Origin of the sequence: Enterococcus sp. DA9 (genome assembly GCF_008000875.1) — a bacterium.
GTDB lineage: Bacteria > Bacillota > Bacilli > Lactobacillales > Enterococcaceae > Enterococcus_B > Enterococcus_B lactis.
This window is the reverse complement of sequence record NZ_CP042839.1, coordinates 525,349-545,803: the sequence shown is the minus strand read 5'-3', so window position 1 is coordinate 545,803 and position 20,455 is coordinate 525,349. Positions and strand designations below refer to the sequence as shown.

The following is a 20,455-nucleotide window of genomic DNA, read 5'->3' as shown; positions in this document are numbered from 1 at the left end:
GTGCCAGAAATTATTATTCAAGATATGATACACATTTTTTCCGTAATGCTACGGAAATATATATTTTGAATAGAAAACGCTTACAAGTTATGCTTGATTTATAAAAATAAAAGGAGTGATTGATTTATGAAAAAAGCATTGATTATTTGTGCCGCAGGAATGTCATCATCGATGATGGCCTCAAAGACAACGGATTTGTTTAAGCAAAAAGGAGAAGAGGTACTCGTAGATGCAGTTTCAGCTACAGAAGGCGATAATATGATTAAGAATAGTGATTTTGATTTATTTCTGATCAGCCCGCAAACGACGATGTTTTTGGATAAATTCAAAAAATTAGGAGAATCTGTTGGAAAGCCTGTTGTTAGTATCCCTTTCCAAGCGTATGTCCCAATCCCTACAGGCATCCAGAAGTTAGCAGAGGTGATCGAAGAGAACATATGATGGAATAGGAGTGGATGATAATGAAACAGAAGGAAAAATTGCTGTTGAGATATTTGATTGATCACAGGAAGGAGTATGTCACCAGTCAACGTTTAGCTTCTGAATTGTTATTATCTGATCGGACAATCCGTAATTACTTGCAGCGGATCAAAGAGTTAGTAGAAGAAAACGGAGGTAAGATCCTTGCTAAACCAGGTTATGGCTACCAACTGCACATCTTGCAGAGATTGACATTTGATCTGTTTTTGAGTCGGCAAGAAATAGTACCGGGATATGCTAGAGAACCTCAAGGATTTTATGAGTCGGAAGACCGACAAAAGTATATATTGAATCAACTGCTTTTGGAAGATGCCATTCTTTTTATGGATGATTTGGCAGAAGAGCTTTATATCAGTCGTTCTAGTTTGACAAAGGACATGCAAGCAATCAAAGAGCGGTTGATTCCTTATTCACTAAAAATTGTTTCTAAGCATGGTCAAGGGATATGGATCGAAGGGGAAGAAAGAAATCGACGGCATTTTATCATGGATACTTTTTTCGGGAACCATTGTGGAAATTCATTGAAAGAATATTTAGGACAAAGTCGCTTTTTCACAGACATCAGTTTTGAAGAGCTAGTGATCATCATTCTCGATGAAACAAGAGAAGCTAAGTTAAAAGTTTCTGATTTTATCATACAGAATTTGTCCTTACACTTGGCTTTGGGAATCAAACGTCTACGAGAAGGGTTTGAAATCAAGGAACTAGGTATCGAACAAGAAGTTTCTGATCGAGTAGAGTACCAAGTGGCGCAACGCATTGTTCAACGTATTGAGGTAATCGCGGATGTATCGTTTCCCCAAGAAGAAATTGCTTATTTGACTTTACACCTTATGGCTAAGTTAAATCATAGAGAAAATAAAAATGATCAGGAACTATCAAAGGAAGTAGTGAAAGTTTTGAAACGATTGTCTCAGGAATTTCGTTTTTCATTAATAGAGGATCACCAGCTTTTCAATGGACTGCTTGATCATTTGTCACCAATGATGATTCGATTGAGCCGAGGCATTCGCATTGAGAACCCTCTGACTGAAGAGATAAAGAAAGAAAATCCCAAAGTTTTTGAAGCAGTAAAAACGCATTTCAGCAACATGCCAGCTTTGAAAAACTATACCATCAATGAAGATGAATGGGCCTATTTGGCTTTGCATCTCATGGCGGCATTGGAAAAAGAAAGAGCTACGCATAAGTTACATGCGTTGATCATCTGCGCAACAGGTTATGGCAGTGCTCAATTATTAAAGAATCGTGTGATCAGCGAATTTGGAAAAAATATTACAGTGGTAAATGTAAAAGGCTATTATGAGATCAATGAAACAACTTTAAAAGGAATCGACCTGATTATTTCTTCTATTGATCTTTCGACAATGTTTTTTAAAATTCCAGTTTTACATGTCAGTATTTTTTTGAATGAAGATGATGTTCATAAAATACGAAAGGTAATTGGTGAATCCATACCTTATAATTCCTCAGATCGACCGATACCAGCATTTTCTCTACAGCAAAAAAAGCAGATTTACACCGAACAGCTGTCTGAAAAATTTTTCAAGACTTATACGTACGAACCAAAAAAAGAAGAAGTTCTTCATGATTTGTTGCAAAAGCTGAGCATAAATGAAGAAGAAGGATATATAAGAGAAATGCGAAAGCAGATCCAGCAACGTGAAAGTATGGGACAAATCATATTCAGTGATACAGTGGCAGTCCCACATCCCGCTGTTCCAGTTGGAATCGAAACAAAGGTAGCCGTTGCATTGATTACTTCAGGGATGCAATGGAATCAGTATCAAGGAATCCATTTTGTTTTTCTAGTTTCGCCTTCTTATATCGAAAATGAAGGAATTACGGTCGTGACCAAAGCAATCGTTAGGTTAGTTGACCAGCTAAACGTGCAACAGGAAATCTTAGCTGAACCTATTTTTGAGAATTTCAGCAGTAAATTTATCAAACTGATCGAATAAGGAGGAAAACAGGTGGCTGAAAAAATAAACAGTGAAACGCTACAAGTGACGTCTTTTGATATCATTTTTCATAGCGGAAATGCACGAACACTGATACATGAAGCATTTCGCTCGATGCGTAAGGAGATGTTTGAAGAAGTAGAAGAGAAGTTGCGACAAGCAAATGAAGAGATTCTTCATGCGCATCAATCACAAACTCAACTTCTGAAAGAATATGCTAGTGGGACAAAAATAGAAATGGAAATTATCATGGTCCATGCACAAGATCATCTGATGACGACGATGACATTATTGGAAGTTGCACAGGAAATGAATTATTTGTATCAAAAAAATAAATAGAAAGGAAGATTTATTGTGCAGGATACAGTAAAAAAGAAAAACGAATTAGAAAAAAAGCAACTTAGTTTGAAAAACATGTATTTCAATCGTTATCTGTTCGTACGCTATCTGACTGCCTTTTTCTTTTTCATGAACATGCAATGGATGATTCTGCTTCTATCAGCTAAAAGTTTAGGAAGCAGTTTACCAATGGTTCTACTTTTAGCTATTTTGCCTGCAGTAGGAGAACAAGTAAAGCTTTATCGAAAGCACCAAACGAATGTTCCATGGACAAAGCGGTATTTTTTGTTTCAGGGTGTCTGCAATATATTATTGATTCCAGTGTTGTTCACCTCAGGATTTACACTCTTGTATCCTTTTATGGCAAATAACAATAGAGGACAGCTATTTGTTTTCATTCTTATTGTAAGCGGTATTTTTGTCAGTGTATTTATCCAGTATCGTTTAAAGAAAATTTCGCTCAATCAAGATCAGCAGTATATCCGTATAAAACAATATGAAAAAGCGTTGTATTTAGGAAAGGAGAATAATTAATGTTTGATTTTTTGCAGAAATACCTGATGGGACCTATGGGGAAAATTGCGCAACTTAAAATCGTTCGGGCTGTCATGGCAGCGGGGATGGCTTCTATTCCTTTCACGATTGTAGGTTCGATGTTTTTGGTTTTGAATATTTTGCCATTACCGTTCCCATTTTTAGAAGGATTTTTTAATGCAACTTTTTTCAAAGTTAGTGACTTGTACATGATCGTCAATACAATGACGATGGGTATTTTATCTATTTACTTTGCCATTGTGTTTGCTTATGAATTAACGTCAATTGAACGAGATGAACAAAAGTTGAACGTTAATCCGCTCACGGGGGCATTACTATCTGTTTTTGCATTCTTTATGTGTATCCCTGAATTGATCATGAACGATGGTAAAATCAGCTTGATTGCTTCTATCAATGAGACAGAAACTGTAGTAAATGGGATACGGATGGGCTCTTTTGTCGAACGTTTAGGAACTTCAGGAATCTTTACAGCTATTATTATGTCGATTATTGCGGTCGAATTGTATTGTACGTGTGTCAAGAGAAATTGGGTCATAAAAATGCCAGATGTTGTTCCGCCAGGAGTTTCTCGTTCTTTCACTGCTCTGATCCCAACATTTGTCATTGCGTTTGTGGTGATGATCATCAATGGATTATTAGTTGCGCTAGGAACGGATATCTTCAAAATGATTGCTATCCCATTTGGATTTGTTACGCAGCTGACGAATACGTGGCTTGGTGTCATGGTAATTTATTTCTTGATCCATGCATTGTGGATCGTAGGAATCCATGGAGCGAATATCATCACTTCTTTCTTGACCCCAATCGTATTAGCTAATATGGCAGCTAACGCACAAGGCGCAAATTATCCGTTGGCAGGAGAATTCAACAATTCTTATGTAACCGTTGGTGGATCAGGTGCGACCTTAGGATTGATCATCTTTATTGCATTCCTCGCGAAATCTGATCAGCTGAAAGTGTTAGGAAAAGCCTCTCTTGTACCAGGACTATTCAATATCAACGAACCAATTATTTTCGGGATGCCAATCGTTTACAATCCCTATTTAGCGGTTCCGTTTTTCTTAGCACCGATGGCTTCTGCTACACTCGCTTATTTTGCCATTCGGCTGGAAATCGTTAAACCGATGCTTGCACAGATGCCGTGGCCTTCACCAGTTGGAATTGGCGCATTTGTCGGCAGTGGGGGTGATTGGAAAGCGGCTGTGCTAGCTGTCTTTTGTGCAATCATCGCATTCATTATCTGGTTCCCATTTATTAAATTCTATGATAATAAATTATTGAATGAAGAAAGAGAAAAGGCAGCAGAATTAGCTGGCGAAAAGTCAGCTAACTGATTTCTAAGAGAGTGTGGGACAAAAGTAAAGAAAAACTTTTGTCTCACGCTCTAAACATGTGTAAACGGCGGAAGCAGAAGCAACTCCTTCGGAAATAAGCTGAAATTCACAAAAATTTGAAAAGCAATTTTCGTGAATTCCTTCTTATTTCTTGGAGTTAAACGCTTCTGTCCCAGCCTCTATTTCCTACGATTAGTCAAGTAAAAGGTGCAAGAAAAATAGCTCGTAAACGAAAGCGACAAAATCAAGGCACACCAAATAAAGCCCCGTTCGTAAAAAATTTTCGATCTGGGCAAAGAAGTGGTATACTGTAAGTGGTTTAGTTAATGGTCCACTGAGACCGCGTACGCATAGTCGTACTCTGTATGTGCCCTAACCATAGCGTGCATACATTTCAGAAGCTTGTTCATACAAGCAACTGTGGCAACCTTCTCTTTCTTAGGGATAGGTTGCTTTTTTAATTTGTAGTAATAATCGACAATATGATTAGGAGCTGCGCGTTGCTGGCGAATCATATTTCGAATGGTGAAGAAAATAATTTTCCGTGCTTTGGGATTACCACGCTTATTGATGCGGTCTTGGCCAGTATACTTACCTGATTGATACCGTCGGATGTCGATTCCGACAAAAGCATTCAATTGTTTATGGGTTTTAAATCGTGTGATATCTCCTAATTCACCGAGCAATAAAGCGGCTGTGAGTGCGCCAATCCCAGGGAACGTTTGGTACAACAAAAAGCAAGGAGAGCCTTCGGCTTTTTTGATCATTTGTGTCGCCAGTGCTTCTTTTTGTTCGAGTAAATCTTGGAGAAGTTCGGCGTAATAGATTGTTTTTTGACATTGGATACTGTCTTTTTCAACAGCTGGATAGGCACACTGTGCATAGTGGATGATTTGATCTGCCTTTTGCTCGGCACGATTCGCGGAGATTTTTTTCCGTGTTTCGTTGATCAGTTTATTTTTTATTTTTGTCCGAGTAGATGCCAATACAAAATCTGGATGGGGAAAAAGACGGATCAATGTCAATGCGTAAGGGGTCAGCCTGTTTGAAAAGAACTGTTCAAGCTCTGGAAAAGTCAACTGAAGACAGTTGTGTAAATCCATGCGCAGACGAGTGATTTTCTTCTCAATTTCTTGATAAAAACGGGCTAAATCGCGCATCTCTAAGTAAAAATTGCTTTGTACTTCTTTTGGCTGACGTTGACTTTTAAGATGAGTCTGTGCGAGCCGATGGGCATCCGATTTATCTGTTTTCCAACTGCGTAAGGTGCTTTCTTCCATCTGTTTTTTCGCTTCTAACGGGTTTAACAAACAGTAAGAAAAGTGATGATCTTGAAAGAACTTTTCGACTGGTCTGGAATAAATCCCCGTTGCTTCAAAAACAATCAATGGACGTTCAGGCAAGTGCTGGATCTCTTCGAGTAATGCATGAAATCCTCTTTGAGTGTGTTCAATCTCGTCTTCAAATAAGCAGGTGTCGTCTTTGTATAGGACACTGTAGCTGTGTCCCATTGAAACATCTAATGCAAGAATGTAAGGCATTTGTTTTCCTCCTTTTTAAGTTTTGAAAGAACTTTACTGCTTCATTTCGATTCCAATTTCCTATACACGGGCTCATGGCCCCAACATACGTAAACCTGATTCTAAAATGACAGTAAAGAAGTTCGGTTTTTGATAGGGACTCGTAGTCCTCAAGGCTTTGTTCGAACTTTCTTTCACTCTTCACTATAATCTAAAAATAGAAAATAGAGGAGAACATCATTCGTCAATGATGTTCCCCTCTAATCTTAGTATGTTTTATTATAGTCAATATGATTCGAACGAAGTATCAAGGCAGAATACCGAGCGACTGAAGCAAACCTAGACATGTGAATATCAGATAAACGACTAGAAAAAATAGAGCAACCCTTCCGCCTAAGCGCGCGAAAAACTTAGTCTGATGCTTCCGACTCATCAAGTAAGAAAAAAGTAGCAGTAACCATCCAACAATCGATGCATCAACTGGCAAATGGAGATTTCTAAAAATAACGACCCCCATTTTGCCACTTTGCAAATTCAAAGTTAGAAAAATGACAGAAAAAAGAGAAAGAAAAAAGATACCGTTTGCTAAGTTGAAAAATTTTTTCATAATAACCACCTTTATATTATTGAAAAAATAATAAACATATAGAAAAATAGGAATAATAAAATATAATTAAAGTATACTAATTAATTAGTATAAATACTATAAATTTTGGAGGTTTTATTATGAAAAATAGTTTTTTTAAAGCTATAGTATTAACAACGTTTGTTTCAATTAATTTAGGGATGGGACCTGTAGTAAAAGCCCAAGAGGTTCAATTTGATACTCAGCAAAGTATGTCTTCAGAAATGCTGTCTAATTTAGAATTAGAAATGAATGAAAAAATTGCGCTTGATTTAAACAAATTTATTAGTGAGAATAAACTAAAAGTAACGATAGAAAATCCGACCGTAGAAATAAATGAAAACGTTATCTATAAAGGGTATAATGAAGAAATAATAAAAGATAAAATTAGTGAAGATATAGAGCAATTTAAAGAAAATTTATATGAAATGACTTTAAACACAGAAAAGACAGATGCAGAAAAGAAAATCATAAATAATGGGAGTTATTATACTGCTCGAGTATGATCTGGAGTTCCAGCAATAGGGCATGGTTACATAAATCAGGACTTTAGAGTAACTATTTCAGGCGGACGTGTGATAAGTACTAATTTTTTGGGGTCAAGTTATTCTAGCGGATTCTTAATAGGAACATGGTCACATAATCGTTCTTGGGCTGAAACTCGAGGAGGAGGAACTTTATTGGACATATATATGAGAGGAACGTTGCGATATGGCATAGGAGATTTTTCATATAATTATCCGGCAACTTTTCTTGATAATTGTAGAGTCAGTGGTAACAGGCTAGTAAATGTTTAAAACAAAAGACATAGACGGGACGCTATGAAAAGTTTTCTTTTCATAGCGTCCCGTCCACTAGAACATAAATAACATTACTCTTCAATCAACCGCTTCACGATTGCATAATCCCCTTCATAAGGTTCATCTACACCATTGATTTTTTGATAGGGATCAACCCCTTTTCCCGCAATGACGACTGAATCCTGCGGAGTACTTTCTGCTAAAGCACGTCGAATCGCTTCAGGACGGTCCATTTCATAATGAACGATCAATTCTGGATTAGTAATTGCTTCATTGATTTCTTCCGCGATTTTTTGCGGATCTTCAAATGCTGGGTCATCTGCCGTCAAAAAGGCAACGTCAGCTGTTTCTGATAGCACTTTTCCAAAATCATGTCGACGGGAGATTGCTTTGTTTCCTGGGCTGCCTAATACAACAATTACACGACCATCTGGATGTTCATTTTTGGCAAATTCTAGCAATGTTTTCAAACTTAGATAATTATGTGCGTAGTCCACATAGACATGCGCCCCATTTGTTTGGATCAATTGATCCATTCGACCTGGTACACGAGCTTCTTTTAATCCGGCTTGTGCATCTTGACTGGAAGCACCGGTTAGTGCTGCGGCAATGATCGCACTGGCTGCATTTTCTTGATTGAATCCTCCGGCCAGCAAAATATCATAAGCAGTATCGCAGATAGCTAAGTGATCTTGACGAGAAGATAAAGTAAACCCGTGGGTACCTTTGTCTGAATGGATCACTTGATAATTGCTTTCTTCCGAACGGCCATAAGTGATCGTTGGGATCTGGAATAGATCGGCGGTTTCTTTAAGCAAATCAAAATAGTCACTTTCGTGATTCAAAACAACTGTTTTTGAGTTTAAGATCAATTGACGCTTGCAATAGAAATAATCATCGAATGTTGGATGTTCGATCGGACTGATATGGTCAGGCGAGATATTCAAGAAGATTCCTACATCTAAAGTCAACCCGTACACACGTTGTGTTTTGTAAGCTTGAGAAGAAACTTCCATCACTAGATGAGTCATACCATTTTCAACTGCTTCTGCCATCATACGATATAAATCTAATGACTCAGGCGTTGTTAAATGGGATTTGAAATACGTTTTGCCATCTAGCGTTGTATTCATCGTAGAAAGCAATGCAGTTTTTTTATTCGTTGTGTGATCCAAGATTGCTTTAGTAAAGTACGCAGCAGTTGTTTTACCTTTTGTTCCAGTGAATCCAATCACTTTCAATTTATTTTGTGGATAGTCGTAAAAGGCCATAGCAAGAAGTGCCATTGCTTTACGGATATCCGTCACAATGATTCCTACTGCTGAATTTTCGTATGGCTGCTCTGATACGTAATATTGGATACCTTGTTCGATCGCTGAATCCAAATATTCTTCTTTGAAATTCATTCCTTTACAGAAAAACAGAGTAGAAGCATCAGCTTTTCTTGAATCATAACTTAACTGAAGAAATTCAGCTTTTTCTGGTACATCAAGATGCCAGCCTTTTGTTGAAACAAATTCTTTTAATAGATGTTCTTTTAATAGTAAATGACGGATGTCTTCTAAAGAGAAGCTCATTGATTGATCCCTCGCTTCATTCAATTTCTTGATTTATTATAGCACACTCTTTTCAATATATCGTTTGATTCCGCTATGACAAAATCCAGCTTTATTCAAATTTTCTTGACACAGGGGACAAGCGGATGAGTATTTTCATAAACAATGAACTGACTGTAATAGATAGGAGAACGAACAGTGTCTCTAACCATCCAAATACATAATAATTCAAAAAGACGATAAGGCTATTCGTAAGTAACAGTCCTTGCGGCATTGGAAGCCGAAAAAATTTGTGGAAAATAATCGGCGGTATCGTTATCCCGCCATTTGAGGCTCCAACGGCGTACAATGTGTAAACCCCAAGACTGAACAAAAGACTTCCTGAAATCAGTGAAAAGAAATGTGAGGAGAGCATTTCCACTTTTGGAACAATCTCTAAAACAACAGGAAAAAGCAGACTTCCCGCTACAGTTTTAAAAAATACTGATTTTCCTAATAGAACAGCGGCTAGAAGCAGCATCATAAGGTTGATGATCCAAACAGTAACTGAGCGCTGGATAGAAAAGGCCGTTTCAACTAAATGTCCGATTGCGCCCACTCCGGCGGAAGCTATATCATGAGGGAGCAAGAACCAATTCAATCCAACTGTGATAAAGAAAAGACCTAAAAATATAACGGGTATTTTTTTATTTCTTGTGTCATTGATATCTCCTATAAATGTTAGCCATAAAAGGCTGTATATTTCTTTACTTTACCAAAAAAACGAAACCGAATTCAAAAAAACAATCGTTCTTATAAAAGTTATATAAAATCGATTGCCAGTTTCTGTTTTACCAATTAAAATGATAGTAATGTTTTGTAGAAAGTTGGAATCTGACCGATGGATAATCAAAGAAAACCAGCATTAGATCAATTATCACCGCAAGAAAAAATGGCACGAGGCTCTGCCTGGATGACCGCCAGTAATATCATTTCAAGGTTGCTAGGAGCTGTCTATATCATTCCTTGGTATGCTTGGATGGGCGAAAATGCTAAGGCTGCCAATGGATTATTCAATATGGGGTACAATATATATGCATTGTTTCTACTGATCTCTACAGCAGGAATACCCGCGGCGATCGCAAAACAAACCGCGCGATATAATTCGTTGAATGAATATGGCACTTCACGACGATTATTCATCCGGGCATTACAGATGATGGGCGGGTTAGGTCTGTTGTTCGCTTTGTTCATGTACATCGCCTCTCCTTGGCTAGCTCATGCTTCTGGTGGCGGAGAAGAACTGATTCCAACGATGCGCTCTTTGAGTATCGCTGTATTGGTTTTTCCTTGTATGAGTGTGATACGAGGGTATTTTCAAGGGAATCAAGAGATGATGCCTTATGCGCTGTCGCAGATCGTTGAACAAGTGGCACGTATTTTTTATATGCTATTGGCTACATTCATCATCATGAAAGTCATGAATGGCGATTATGTGACAGCGGTCACGCAATCAACTTTCGCGGCATTTATCGGTATGCTAGCAAGTATCCTTGTCCTTTTGTATTTTTTGAAGAAACATCAAGCGTATACATCTGCATTTATCCACTACAGCGAAAACAAAGTAAATATTGCAACGAAGGAATTGTTGTTAGATACCATTAAAGAAGCAATACCGTTTATTATCGTTGGTTCAGGGGTAACAATCTTCAAATTAGTCGATCAATTCACTTTTATGAGGATCATGTCCGCATCCACTGAATATTCCAACGCACAGTTGTTAGATCTTTTTTCGATTTTCAGTGCCAATCCAGATAAGTTGACGATGGTAGTTATCGCATTGGCAACATCGATCGCGTCTACCGGGTTACCGTTGATTACAGAAGCTGTTACGTTGAAAGATCGAGTAGGGCTGGCAAAATTGACGAGCGGAAATTTACAACTGTTTTCATTTTTTATGTTTCCAGCGACATTCGGTGTCATGTTACTCGCCTATCCGCTAAACACATTATTTTATACACCAGATTCTCTAGGAAGCAATGTACTGATCCAAGCAAGTTTTGTAGGACTCTTCTTAGGGTTATATATGCTAGTTTCCAACATGCTGCAAGGAATGTTTGAAAACAGGGCAGCAATCAGTTATTTGGTTGTTGGGTTTCTGGTGAAACTACTTCTTCAATATCCAGCCATTCGTTTATTTGAAGTGTATGGCCCTTTATTAGCGACAATGCTCGGTTTTGCTGTGTCTTGTACCTTAATCTTAAAGAGGATCCATGAAGTAGCCCGCTTTAAACCAAGTTTTGTCTGGCGTAGGACATTACTGATCTTTATTCTTACCTTGATTATGCTTTTTGCTTCGTGGATCACAAAGATAATTTTTGGGACTTTCTTAAATGAAGATAGCAAATTCCAGTCTCTATTATTGATTCTTGCAGTAGCAGGTATAGGGGCATTGGTGTACGGTTATTTAGCTTTGAAAATCCGTTTGGCAGAAAGACTACTAGGACCAGGAATAGCGCGTTTACGACACAAATTAAAAATAAAATAAGTGAATGGGAAGAGCAGAATCAATGCTCTTTTGAAATGGGGGAAACGCATGCGTTTAGATAAATTTTTAGCAGATATGGGACTTGGTAGCCGCAAAGAAGTCAAAGGATTGATCAAAAAAGGAACGATTGAAGTCAATGGGCAAGTGGTCAAAAGCGATAAAACGCAAGTAAACGAGTTTGAAGATACGGTTACTTATTTAGGAGAAATCATTGCGTATCAAAAAGATTTTTATTATATTTTGCATAAACCTGCAGGAGTCATTTCTGCTACTCAGGATAATCATGACCAAACCGTAATCGATTTGTTGAAAGATCAAGATTATCGGGAAGATCTTTTTCCAGTTGGCCGATTGGATAAAGACACGGAAGGCCTCCTGATTTTAACGAATGATGGGATATTTGCTCATCAGTTATTATCACCAAAAAAACACGTGGAGAAAGAATATCTAGCTGAGGTTAGCGGTATAATGACAGAAGAAGATATCCGTTTATTTGCAGAAGGATTAATTATTGATGGCGATGAGCAGACATTGCCGGCAAAACTCCAAATTGATCAAGTAGATCAAGAGTCAGAAACTTCAATTATCCGACTGATTTTGCATGAAGGGAAGTTTCACCAAGTCAAGCGAATGGTCAAAGCAGTAGGAAAAGAAGTCTTATATTTAAAAAGAATCCGTATGGGGAATTTTTGGCTGCCTAAAGATTTGAATAAAGGGCAGTATCGCCCCATGACCAAAGAAGAGCTAGAACAAGTGAGAGAAAAATAAGTGAATGGACAGTTAAAAGAATAAGTAGCGTAGTTGTAGCGCCATCTGAAAAGCAGACTTATCCGTCTGACTTTTGGATGGCTTTTTTGTGAAATTTCGACTTATTTCCGTAGAAGCTACTTCTGGAACACTGTTTGTTCAGAATAAGGGACTGTGACAAGACTTTTGTCACAGTCCCCATTGCTCCTTGTGACTCGGAGTTAGATAGTAAGGTCACGATCTCCCTAATATTCAGGACAAAACGCTGATTTCACAACCTCTGACAAACGGTGTGCAATCAGCTGACCCTCGGTATTAGCTCAAAAAACGGCAAAATATGAGAAACTATTTTTCCGTTCTTTTCTCTAATACTCAGGACAAAACGCTGATTTCACAACCTCTCCTATACTTTGTTTCATTTTCCCTATACTTTGTTTATTTATTCTCATTATTGAAAGCGCTATAATTGCGTTGGGAATGAATCGAAAGGGGTTTTTAGATGAAAAAACGAAAGGGGTTCAATCATTTTTTTATGAATCTATGGCGTTATAAAGCACTTGTCCTGATGGCTGTACCGGGTATGCTTTGGATGATTTTTTTCTTTTACATACCTGTAATGGCGAATGTCGTAGCATTCAAAAATTTTCATATTTCAGCAGATGGGTTCCTGGCTAGCCTGAGGGAAAGTCCTTGGGTGGGTTGGGAAAATTTCAAATTTTTATTTTCTTCGGACCAAGCATTTCTCATCACTAAAAATACAATTTTATATAATGTGACATTTATCCTTTTAAATCTGCTCATTTCAGTCGTATTTGCAATCATTATGAGCGAGTTGAGAAATAAACGACTTGTTAAAGTTTATCAAACGATGTCCTTGCTCCCTTATTTTCTATCTTGGGTCATTATCAGTTACTTCGTTTACGCCTTTTTAAGTCCCGACAAAGGAATATTCAACCAGTGGATTACTGGACACGGAGGAGAAGCTGTCAATTGGTACAATGAACCGAAATATTGGCCATTTATCTTAGTGTTCATCGGTACATGGAAAGGGATTGGTTATAACAGCATCATTTACTTTGCATCTGTTATGGGAATCGATCCGACTTATTATGAAGCTGCTATGGTTGATGGAGCTAGCAAATGGCAGCAAATCAAACATGTGACGATACCACAACTGATTCCATTGATGACGATTTTAACGATTTTAGCCGTAGGAAACATTTTTCGAGCTGATTTTGGCCTGTTTTATAACATTCCTAGGAATTCCGGTGCATTGTACGATGTGACTCAAGTTTTGGATACGTATATCTACAATGGGCTGACATCCACAGGAGATTTTGGTATGACGGCTGCTGCAGGACTTTATCAATCAGTTGTTGGTTTTGTCTTATTGATGATCACAAATACGGTCGCCCGTCGTTTTGATAGCGATTCTGCATTATTCTAAGGAGGAAAAAAATGAAAAAAAAGAAAGTGGAGAGAGTCCAAGTCCGTTCTTTCAATAAGACGACCAATTTTTTCTCTAATATAATGATTGCACTCTTTGCTATTTCCTGTATTTTGCCATTTATATTTGTTATTGCCATCTCTGTTACCGATGAGTCCGTATTGTCGACGCACGGGTACAGTTTTTGGCCAGAAAAATTCAGTCTATTTGGTTATACGTATTTGTTCGACCAGATGCAGGATAAAATTTTCCAAGCGCTTTATGTTACTATGCTTGTCACTGTTTTAGGTACACTGATCAATAGCACGGCTACTTCTTTATATGCTTATGCGATTTCGCGGTCAAATTTTCCATTCCGTCGTTTTTTTACCGTTTTTTGTTTGATTACGATGTTGTTCTCACCCGGTATGGTAGCTAATTATCTTGTTATGACAAATCTTCTCCAGTTAAAAGATACGATTTGGGCATTGATCTTGCCAATGGCTGTCAGCCCCTTCAATATTATTGTGATGCGCACATTCTTTAAACGTTCGGTCTCTGATTCGATTATTGAATCGGCGCGGATCGACGGAGCTAGCGAACTTCGAATATTCGTTCAAATCGTTTTACCGTTAGCTGTTCCTGGTATCGCAACAATCAGCTTATTTGCCGCATTGGGTTACTGGAATGACTGGTTCAATGCTTTACTATACATTCAAGATGATAAGCTAGTTCCACTACAGTATCTTTTGATGAAAATCCAAAGTAATATTCAATATCTGACGCAAAATTCAGGAGCAGGAAGCCAATTGACAGGTGGGCTAGCTTCAGTTCCAGGAGAATCCGCCAGAATGGCGATCGTAGTTATCTCTACGTTGCCTATTGCGATCAGCTATCCATTTTTCCAGAAACATTTTGTCAAAGGTCTAACGATCGGTGGAGTAAAAGAATAAAAAAATATAAATCATAAAATTAGGAGGAAGAAAAATGAAGTTATGGAAGAAACTAGCCTTTACAGGTGTTTCAGCATTATTGGTAGGTACATTAGCGGCATGCGGAGGTTCTGGTTCTAAAGAGCAAGCAGAAGCTAGTGATTCGGACACTTTGCAGATGTATCAAATCGGCGATAAACCGGATAATTTCGATCAATTGATGGAAGTGGCAAACAAACGAATCGAAAAAGAGATCGGTGCAAAAGTCAATATCAATTACATTGGTTGGGGCGATTACGAAAAGAAAATGAACGTCATCATTTCTTCCGGAGAAAATTACGATATCGCCTTTGCGAACAACTATGTTTCCAATGCTCAAAAAGGAGCCTTTGCTGATTTGACTGAATTAGCGCCTAAGTACGCTGAAAAAGCGTATAATGATTTAGATGAAGCTTATATCAAAGGAAATTTGGTGAATGGGAAATTATATGCCTTTCCAGTAAATGGAAATGTCTTTGCTCAACAAGTACTTACTTTTAACAAAGCTTTACTAGATAAATATGATCTTTCAATTGATGGAATCCAATCTTACGCTGATGCAGAAAAAGTTTTGAAGGAATTCCATGAAAAAGAACCAAACACGGCCGCTTTTGCCATTGGACAAGGATTCAAAGTCCAAGGAAACTTTGACTATCCTTTAGGGAACACTTTACCATTTGCTATTGATCTGGATGGAGATGATTCAAAAATCATCAATCAATACGACAATGAAACGTATATCGGCCTGTTGCGTACGATGCATAGCTGGTACAAACAAGGACTCATTCCAAGTGACGCTGCAACGAGCAATAAGGACTATCCACTAGAAGGAAATACTTGGCTGATGCGTGGAGAAACACAAGGACCCTATGATTACGGCGATACGATTTTGACAAATGCAGCAAAACAAGAACTAGTTTCAAAAGCAATTACTGTTCCATTGAAATCTACAGCTCAAGCACAAATGGCAAATTTTGTCGTATCCAATACTTCAAAAAATAAAGAAAAATCAGTAGAACTTCTAGGGCTGCTTAACAGTGATCCAGAATTATTGAATGGACTTGTTTGGGGAATCGAAGGAGAAGCATGGGAAAAAGTCGATGGTTCAGAGGATAAAATCAAATTGCTAGATGGTTATCAGCCAAACACACATATGTCTGCTTGGAATACAGGAAACAACAAGATTCTATATACACAAGAGTCCATTACGGATGACATGATTGCCAAACGCGACCAATCGATTGCTGAAGCAGAAACTTCACCGATTTTAGGATTCAGCTTCAACACGGACAGTGTGAAAACAGAATTAAGTAATATTTCAAATGTCATGAACCAGTATTTGGATGGATTGAATACAGGAACTGTTGATCCAGATGAAACATTGCCGAAATTAAAAGAAGCTTTAGATAAAGCTGGTTATGACAAGGTATTGAAAGAAATGCAAAAACAATATGACGAGTTTCGACAAGAACAATAATGAATAAAGACAAAGAGGTTGTGACAAAAACGTGTCGCAACCTCTTGTTCCGAATAAACGGTGTTCAAAACCTTGCATCTGCGGCAATCAGCCCAACCGAACGAAAAACGTAGAGAGCTATTTTTGTTCGGCTGTTCTTATTACTTGATGCAGGGCAGCTCTTTTACAACCTTTAATACTCAGACCACCGTGCTGATTGCCCAACCTTTTTTGTATAATGAGAAAGTAGAAACTTAATGTTTGGAGGAGAAGATATGTTAGGGAAGGTTTTGGAAGAGTTGTTTATCCGAATCTGGGTCGTTATAAAACTAACCTTATATTTCTGGATATACACGTTTGTCGGCGGAATCATCTTTGGATTAGGTACGGCATGGAAAACAGTCAATGAGTTATTTTATTTATATGGATTCGAGTATAAAGAAATCACGTTAAAAAGAGGCTGGAATATATATAAAAGAAATTTTTTAAGAGGAAATCTGCTATTTGGTTTATTTTTATCTAGTACTGCTTTATTGAGCTACAATCTATATCTATCTGTTCAAATCAAAGGACTCATTTTTTTAGCTATTGATTTTATTTTGCTTTTTGCCTTATTTTGTCTATTTGCTACTTATCAATACAGTATGATTTTAGACAGTGAATATACGATCTCTGTTCCTAATCTACTAAAGCTGAGTTTTATTTCGGTTTTTTCCAGCTTTTCGTCTTTTCTAAAAACAATTATTGGTAGCGGTATAATTATAGCTGTGACTTGGCAATTCAAAGGATTGATCTTATTTGGTGTCATTGGTCTTTTGACGGTTTGGAATGGTACGACGACGAAACAGTGGCGTGAAGAGTTAGATAAACAGTTGGAAAGTTATGAATAGGATCCGGATTCTATTTTCAAAAGGAACGTTACTGAATCGGCTGTTGCGGAAATATGCGGTTATCATGATTGGTGTAACGATGACTGCTACTATTATTTTTAGTGTCCATACGTGGGATCAAAACCAAAAGCAAGCAGAAAACATGACAAGTGATGCCGTTCAAAGTACAAGCAGAATGCTGAATGACAAAACAACTTTGAGTAGGATCATTAAAAACCAACTCGTCGGTGATTCCGAAAAAATCGAAAATGTCACTACCTACTTAACAAAACCCATAGATCAGTATTTGATGTATGTATATGAGCAGCAAAACAGTACCGACGAATTAGTTTCTTTCCCAAATCAAATCAAAGATCTTTATATAAATTATGAAGAACTAAGTGCGGTATATATCGTACTGAATCAGCTACCGGAGTATTATGAATCCTCTAGAGAAAACAAAGGCGGAGAAGTAAAAGCAGGAACGCCAAAATTACTAGACGCCTTTTATATCAAGTTGCCTATCACACAAGGAGGAGCTGAGTCAGGCAGTATTTTTATCGGTTTCCAAAAGAAAGAGCTAGATACGATTTTAGAGAATCTAACGTCATTCAATGGACTCTCTTTATACATGATTTCTGGCACGACAAATCGCTTGTATACGTTCCATGATAATAAAATAGCTAAAGAAACGTTTGGAAGACAAGAAACGATTATCTCAGAGAGTCTTCAGAAAAATTCACAATTGCCAATTGCTAATCTGAGAAAAAATAATTTTATCCAACATCAAGAACTGTCGGATGATTACCGAATATTAGCTGTATTAGATAAAAAAAGCGTAAAAATCGAAACGGGGAAAAACCTTGCCCCGCTGATTGTAGGTATCATTGTTTTAGACAGTATATTGCTTATCTTTCTTTATAAAACATTCAAACGATATTCACAGCAAATATCCATCGTCATGCAGGCAATGGAGCAAACAGCAGCAGGGAATTTAGAAACCCGGATTGATACAACAAAAACGGAATATGAACTAAAGGAACTTTCAATCGGTATCAACGAAATGTTGGATAGCATCAATCAATTTGTCGAAGACATCTACAAACTAGAAATCAAACAGCAAGATGCACATATGCGGGCGCTTCAAGCACAGATCAATCCGCATTTTTTATACAATACATTAGAATATATCCGAATGTATGCAATCAGCGAAGGAAGCGAAGAATTAGCAGATGTTGTATATGCTTTTTCTGCCTTGCTCCGAAACAACACAAATCAAGAGAAGACGATCACTTTGAAAGAAGAACTGGACTTTTGCGAAAAATATGTCTATTTATATCAAATGCGTTATCCTAATCGAGTGGCCTATCATTTTATGATCGATCCTGATTTGGAAAAGATCGAAGTACCTAAATTTGTGATTCAACCATTAGTTGAAAATTATTTTAAACATGGTATTGATTTTACTCGATTTGATAATGCCCTAAGTGTCAAAGTCTTACAGGAAGACAAGCGGGTAAGAATCATCGTCAAAGATAATGGAAGAGGGATGACTGAAAAACGGCTAAAACAGGTGGAAGAAAAACTGTCTCATCCCAAAGTGGAACTTCACGAATCAATCGGTCTGCAAAACGTGAATGAACGTTTACGTGCCAACTTCGGCAGCAGTTATTACATGTCGCTTGAGAATAATGAGACAGGTGGACTGACTGTTTCTATTACATTCAAGGAGGGGTGAACATGTACCAGGTGTTATTGGTAGATGATGAATACATGATTTTGAATGGGTTAAAAAAGATAATTGATTGGAAAAGTTTAGGGTTCCAAATAGTAGCAACAGCGGAGAATGCCAAAGAAGGACTATCTGTCCTTGAGCAACAGCGGATTGATCTAGTGGTAACGGATGTGACGATGCCAGAAATAAACGGACTGGAATTTATTGAAGCGGCTCAAAAAGAACATCATAATTTTGAATTTATGATTTTGTCCGGGTACCAAGAATTTGATTATTTGAAAGAAGACATGCAATTAGGCGCAGTGAATTATTTGATGAAACCCGTGAATAAGTTCGAATTGATTGAAAGCCTCAAGAAAATCAAAACACGGTTAGACCAGCAAAATGAACAAAAAAATCAGCAAGAAATCTATCAGGAACTATTATTCAGTCAATGGTTGAATGAAGAGTTAGATGAAGCAAGTGAAGAAGAAATAATAGGACAAATCAGTGAGAAACAGCATAGAATAGTATTGATCCAATTATCAAGAATTCATGATCCTCTTATCAATACATGGTTGAAAGAACACCAGCAAATCTTTTATTATCAAAGAAATTATGGAGACCGTATATTGATTACGCTGTTGTTGGAGGCAGATGAAGTTGATGGATTTTGCTGTTTTGTCCAAGAAAACATCCCTGATCAGGAATGGCTGATCAGTATCGGGGAAGAGACAGATTCATTGGACAAGATCCCTGAAACATTTCAACAAGCGAAAGACAATCTACAATTACATCAATTTTATGGAGATAAAGACGAGCATGTTTTTTACGCAATACAAGCAACAATAAAAGAGCAAACCATCGATTTTTCAAGTTTCAGACGTGTGTTGCAAAATAAACGATTAGATGATGCCCAAAAAATGATCACTGATTTTTTCGAGCAATTTCAGTTAGCAGCCATGATGCCGGAAGACATCCGGTACTCCAGCTTTTTACTGTTTATGGAGATTCAACGGGAATTGATTGATCTAGAAGATGAGGAATATTTACAAGGAATCGAAAAAATTCATCAGGCAAAAACGGTGCAAGAACTCCATCAGCTTCTTCTGTCGTTCGTCCAAAAGCACCAGAGACAGAAAAAATACAGTGGCAATGTAGAAAAAGTAATCGAAATCCTGCATCAGCATTATCAAGAACCACTTACACTCAAAGAAGTGTCAGAAAGTTTGCATTTAAATGTCATGTATTTAGGGCAGTTGTTCAAAAAAGAAACGAAAAAAAGTTTTTCAGCTTATTTGAACCATTTGCGTATGGAAAAAACAAAGCAGCTGCTTTTGCACAGTAATCAAAACGTCAATGAAATAGCAAGTGAGATTGGCTACAACAATACCACGTATTTCTCTAAATTATTCAAGAAGATTGTCGGCAGATCCCCTAAGGAGTATCGGGAAAAAAGAGGAGAATCCTAAAAAAAGAAGCGTATGGAATGAATCAATGTTCAAAAGTTTGCATCTGCGGTAATAAGCCCAACCAAACGAAAATAGGAGGAGCTATTTTTGTTTGGCTGTTCTT

Annotated in this window: 17 protein-coding genes and 1 pseudogene; 14 read left to right on the top strand and 4 right to left on the bottom strand. The window is 37.5% G+C overall.

Features of this window, described 5'->3' with window-relative positions; translation table 11 throughout:
• Window positions 1-126: 126 nt before the first annotated feature.
• The 5 genes from FTX43_RS03400 to celB are packed head-to-tail and all read left to right on the top strand — an operon-like array spanning window position 127 to window position 4,669.
• Window positions 127-441, top strand: coding sequence for a PTS cellobiose transporter subunit IIB (locus FTX43_RS03400; protein ID WP_002310819.1), 315 nt, complete (start codon window positions 127-129; stop codon window positions 439-441).
• Between the two features lie 20 nt (window positions 442-461).
• Window positions 462-2,441, top strand: coding sequence for a transcription antiterminator (locus FTX43_RS03395; RefSeq protein WP_147606740.1), 1,980 nt, complete (start codon window positions 462-464; stop codon window positions 2,439-2,441).
• 12 nt (window positions 2,442-2,453) lie between these two features.
• Window positions 2,454-2,780, top strand: a complete 327-nt coding sequence (locus FTX43_RS03390) for a PTS cellobiose transporter subunit IIA (RefSeq protein WP_002285954.1) — start codon at window positions 2,454-2,456, stop codon at window positions 2,778-2,780.
• A gap of 15 nt (window positions 2,781-2,795) precedes the next feature.
• Window positions 2,796-3,314, top strand: a complete 519-nt coding sequence (locus FTX43_RS03385) for a hypothetical protein (protein WP_002310821.1) — start codon at window positions 2,796-2,798, stop codon at window positions 3,312-3,314.
• The gene (gene celB, locus FTX43_RS03380; RefSeq protein WP_073490530.1) at window positions 3,314-4,669 is read left to right on the top strand and encodes a PTS cellobiose transporter subunit IIC; all 1,356 of its coding nucleotides are present in this window, start codon (window positions 3,314-3,316) and stop codon (window positions 4,667-4,669) included. The genes FTX43_RS03385 and celB overlap by 1 nt, the downstream gene beginning before the upstream one ends.
• A gap of 323 nt (window positions 4,670-4,992) precedes the next feature.
• On the opposite strand, the gene FTX43_RS03375 is transcribed toward celB, so the two are convergent.
• Both FTX43_RS03375 and FTX43_RS03365 read right to left on the bottom strand, forming a co-directional pair.
• Window positions 4,993-6,210 (bottom strand): IS110 family transposase, encoded by a 1,218-nt coding sequence (locus FTX43_RS03375; protein ID WP_073490895.1) that lies wholly within the window; start codon window positions 6,208-6,210, stop codon window positions 4,993-4,995.
• Window positions 6,211-6,496: 286 nt separating this feature from the next.
• Window positions 6,497-6,796: a hypothetical protein gene (locus tag FTX43_RS03365; RefSeq protein ID WP_002320520.1), complete on the bottom strand. Its 300-nt coding sequence runs from the start codon at window positions 6,794-6,796 to the stop codon at window positions 6,497-6,499.
• 119 nt (window positions 6,797-6,915) lie between these two features.
• On the opposite strand from FTX43_RS03365, the gene FTX43_RS03360 reads away from it, so the two are divergent.
• Window positions 6,916-7,320 (top strand): hypothetical protein, encoded by a 405-nt coding sequence (locus FTX43_RS03360; protein ID WP_065763819.1) that lies wholly within the window; start codon window positions 6,916-6,918, stop codon window positions 7,318-7,320.
• A gap of 365 nt (window positions 7,321-7,685) precedes the next feature.
• Here FTX43_RS03360 and FTX43_RS03355 read toward each other — a convergent pair whose 3' ends face one another.
• Window positions 7,686-9,191, bottom strand: a complete 1,506-nt coding sequence (locus FTX43_RS03355) for a UDP-N-acetylmuramoyl-L-alanyl-D-glutamate--L-lysine ligase (protein WP_002316984.1) — start codon at window positions 9,189-9,191, stop codon at window positions 7,686-7,688.
• A 91-nt stretch (window positions 9,192-9,282) separates the two neighbouring features.
• Window positions 9,283-9,872, bottom strand: a pseudogene (locus FTX43_RS03350) (YitT family protein).
• Window positions 9,873-10,050: 178 nt separating this feature from the next.
• Between FTX43_RS03350 and FTX43_RS03345 the strand changes: the two are divergent.
• The 8 genes from FTX43_RS03345 to FTX43_RS03310 all read left to right on the top strand — a co-directional run bounded on the left by FTX43_RS03345 (window position 10,051) and on the right by FTX43_RS03310 (window position 20,352).
• Window positions 10,051-11,697, top strand: a complete 1,647-nt coding sequence (locus FTX43_RS03345) for a polysaccharide biosynthesis protein (RefSeq protein WP_002314455.1) — start codon at window positions 10,051-10,053, stop codon at window positions 11,695-11,697.
• A gap of 48 nt (window positions 11,698-11,745) precedes the next feature.
• Window positions 11,746-12,465, top strand: a complete 720-nt coding sequence (locus FTX43_RS03340) for a pseudouridine synthase (RefSeq protein ID WP_002320519.1) — start codon at window positions 11,746-11,748, stop codon at window positions 12,463-12,465.
• Window positions 12,466-12,943: 478 nt separating this feature from the next.
• Window positions 12,944-13,891 (top strand): sugar ABC transporter permease, encoded by a 948-nt coding sequence (locus FTX43_RS03335; RefSeq protein WP_002310829.1) that lies wholly within the window; start codon window positions 12,944-12,946, stop codon window positions 13,889-13,891.
• Between the two features lie 11 nt (window positions 13,892-13,902).
• Entirely contained in the window at window positions 13,903-14,823 is a 921-nt protein-coding gene (locus FTX43_RS03330) for a carbohydrate ABC transporter permease (protein ID WP_002310830.1), read from the top strand.
• Window positions 14,824-14,857: 34 nt separating this feature from the next.
• Window positions 14,858-16,318, top strand: a complete 1,461-nt coding sequence (locus tag FTX43_RS03325; RefSeq protein ID WP_002320518.1) for an ABC transporter substrate-binding protein — start codon at window positions 14,858-14,860, stop codon at window positions 16,316-16,318.
• A gap of 254 nt (window positions 16,319-16,572) precedes the next feature.
• A complete protein-coding gene (locus tag FTX43_RS03320) occupies window positions 16,573-17,187 on the top strand; it encodes a YesL family protein (RefSeq protein WP_002314457.1) in 615 nt (204 codons plus the stop codon).
• Window positions 17,180-18,904 carry a sensor histidine kinase gene (locus FTX43_RS03315; protein ID WP_002310834.1) on the top strand — a complete coding sequence of 575 codons (1,725 nt, stop codon included), beginning with the start codon at window positions 17,180-17,182 and terminating at the stop codon, window positions 18,902-18,904. Before FTX43_RS03320 ends, FTX43_RS03315 begins: the two co-directional genes overlap by 8 nt.
• Window positions 18,905-18,906: 2 nt before the next feature.
• Window positions 18,907-20,352, top strand: coding sequence for a response regulator transcription factor (locus FTX43_RS03310; protein ID WP_147606736.1), 1,446 nt, complete (start codon window positions 18,907-18,909; stop codon window positions 20,350-20,352).
• The last annotated feature ends 103 nt before the right edge of the window (window positions 20,353-20,455 follow it).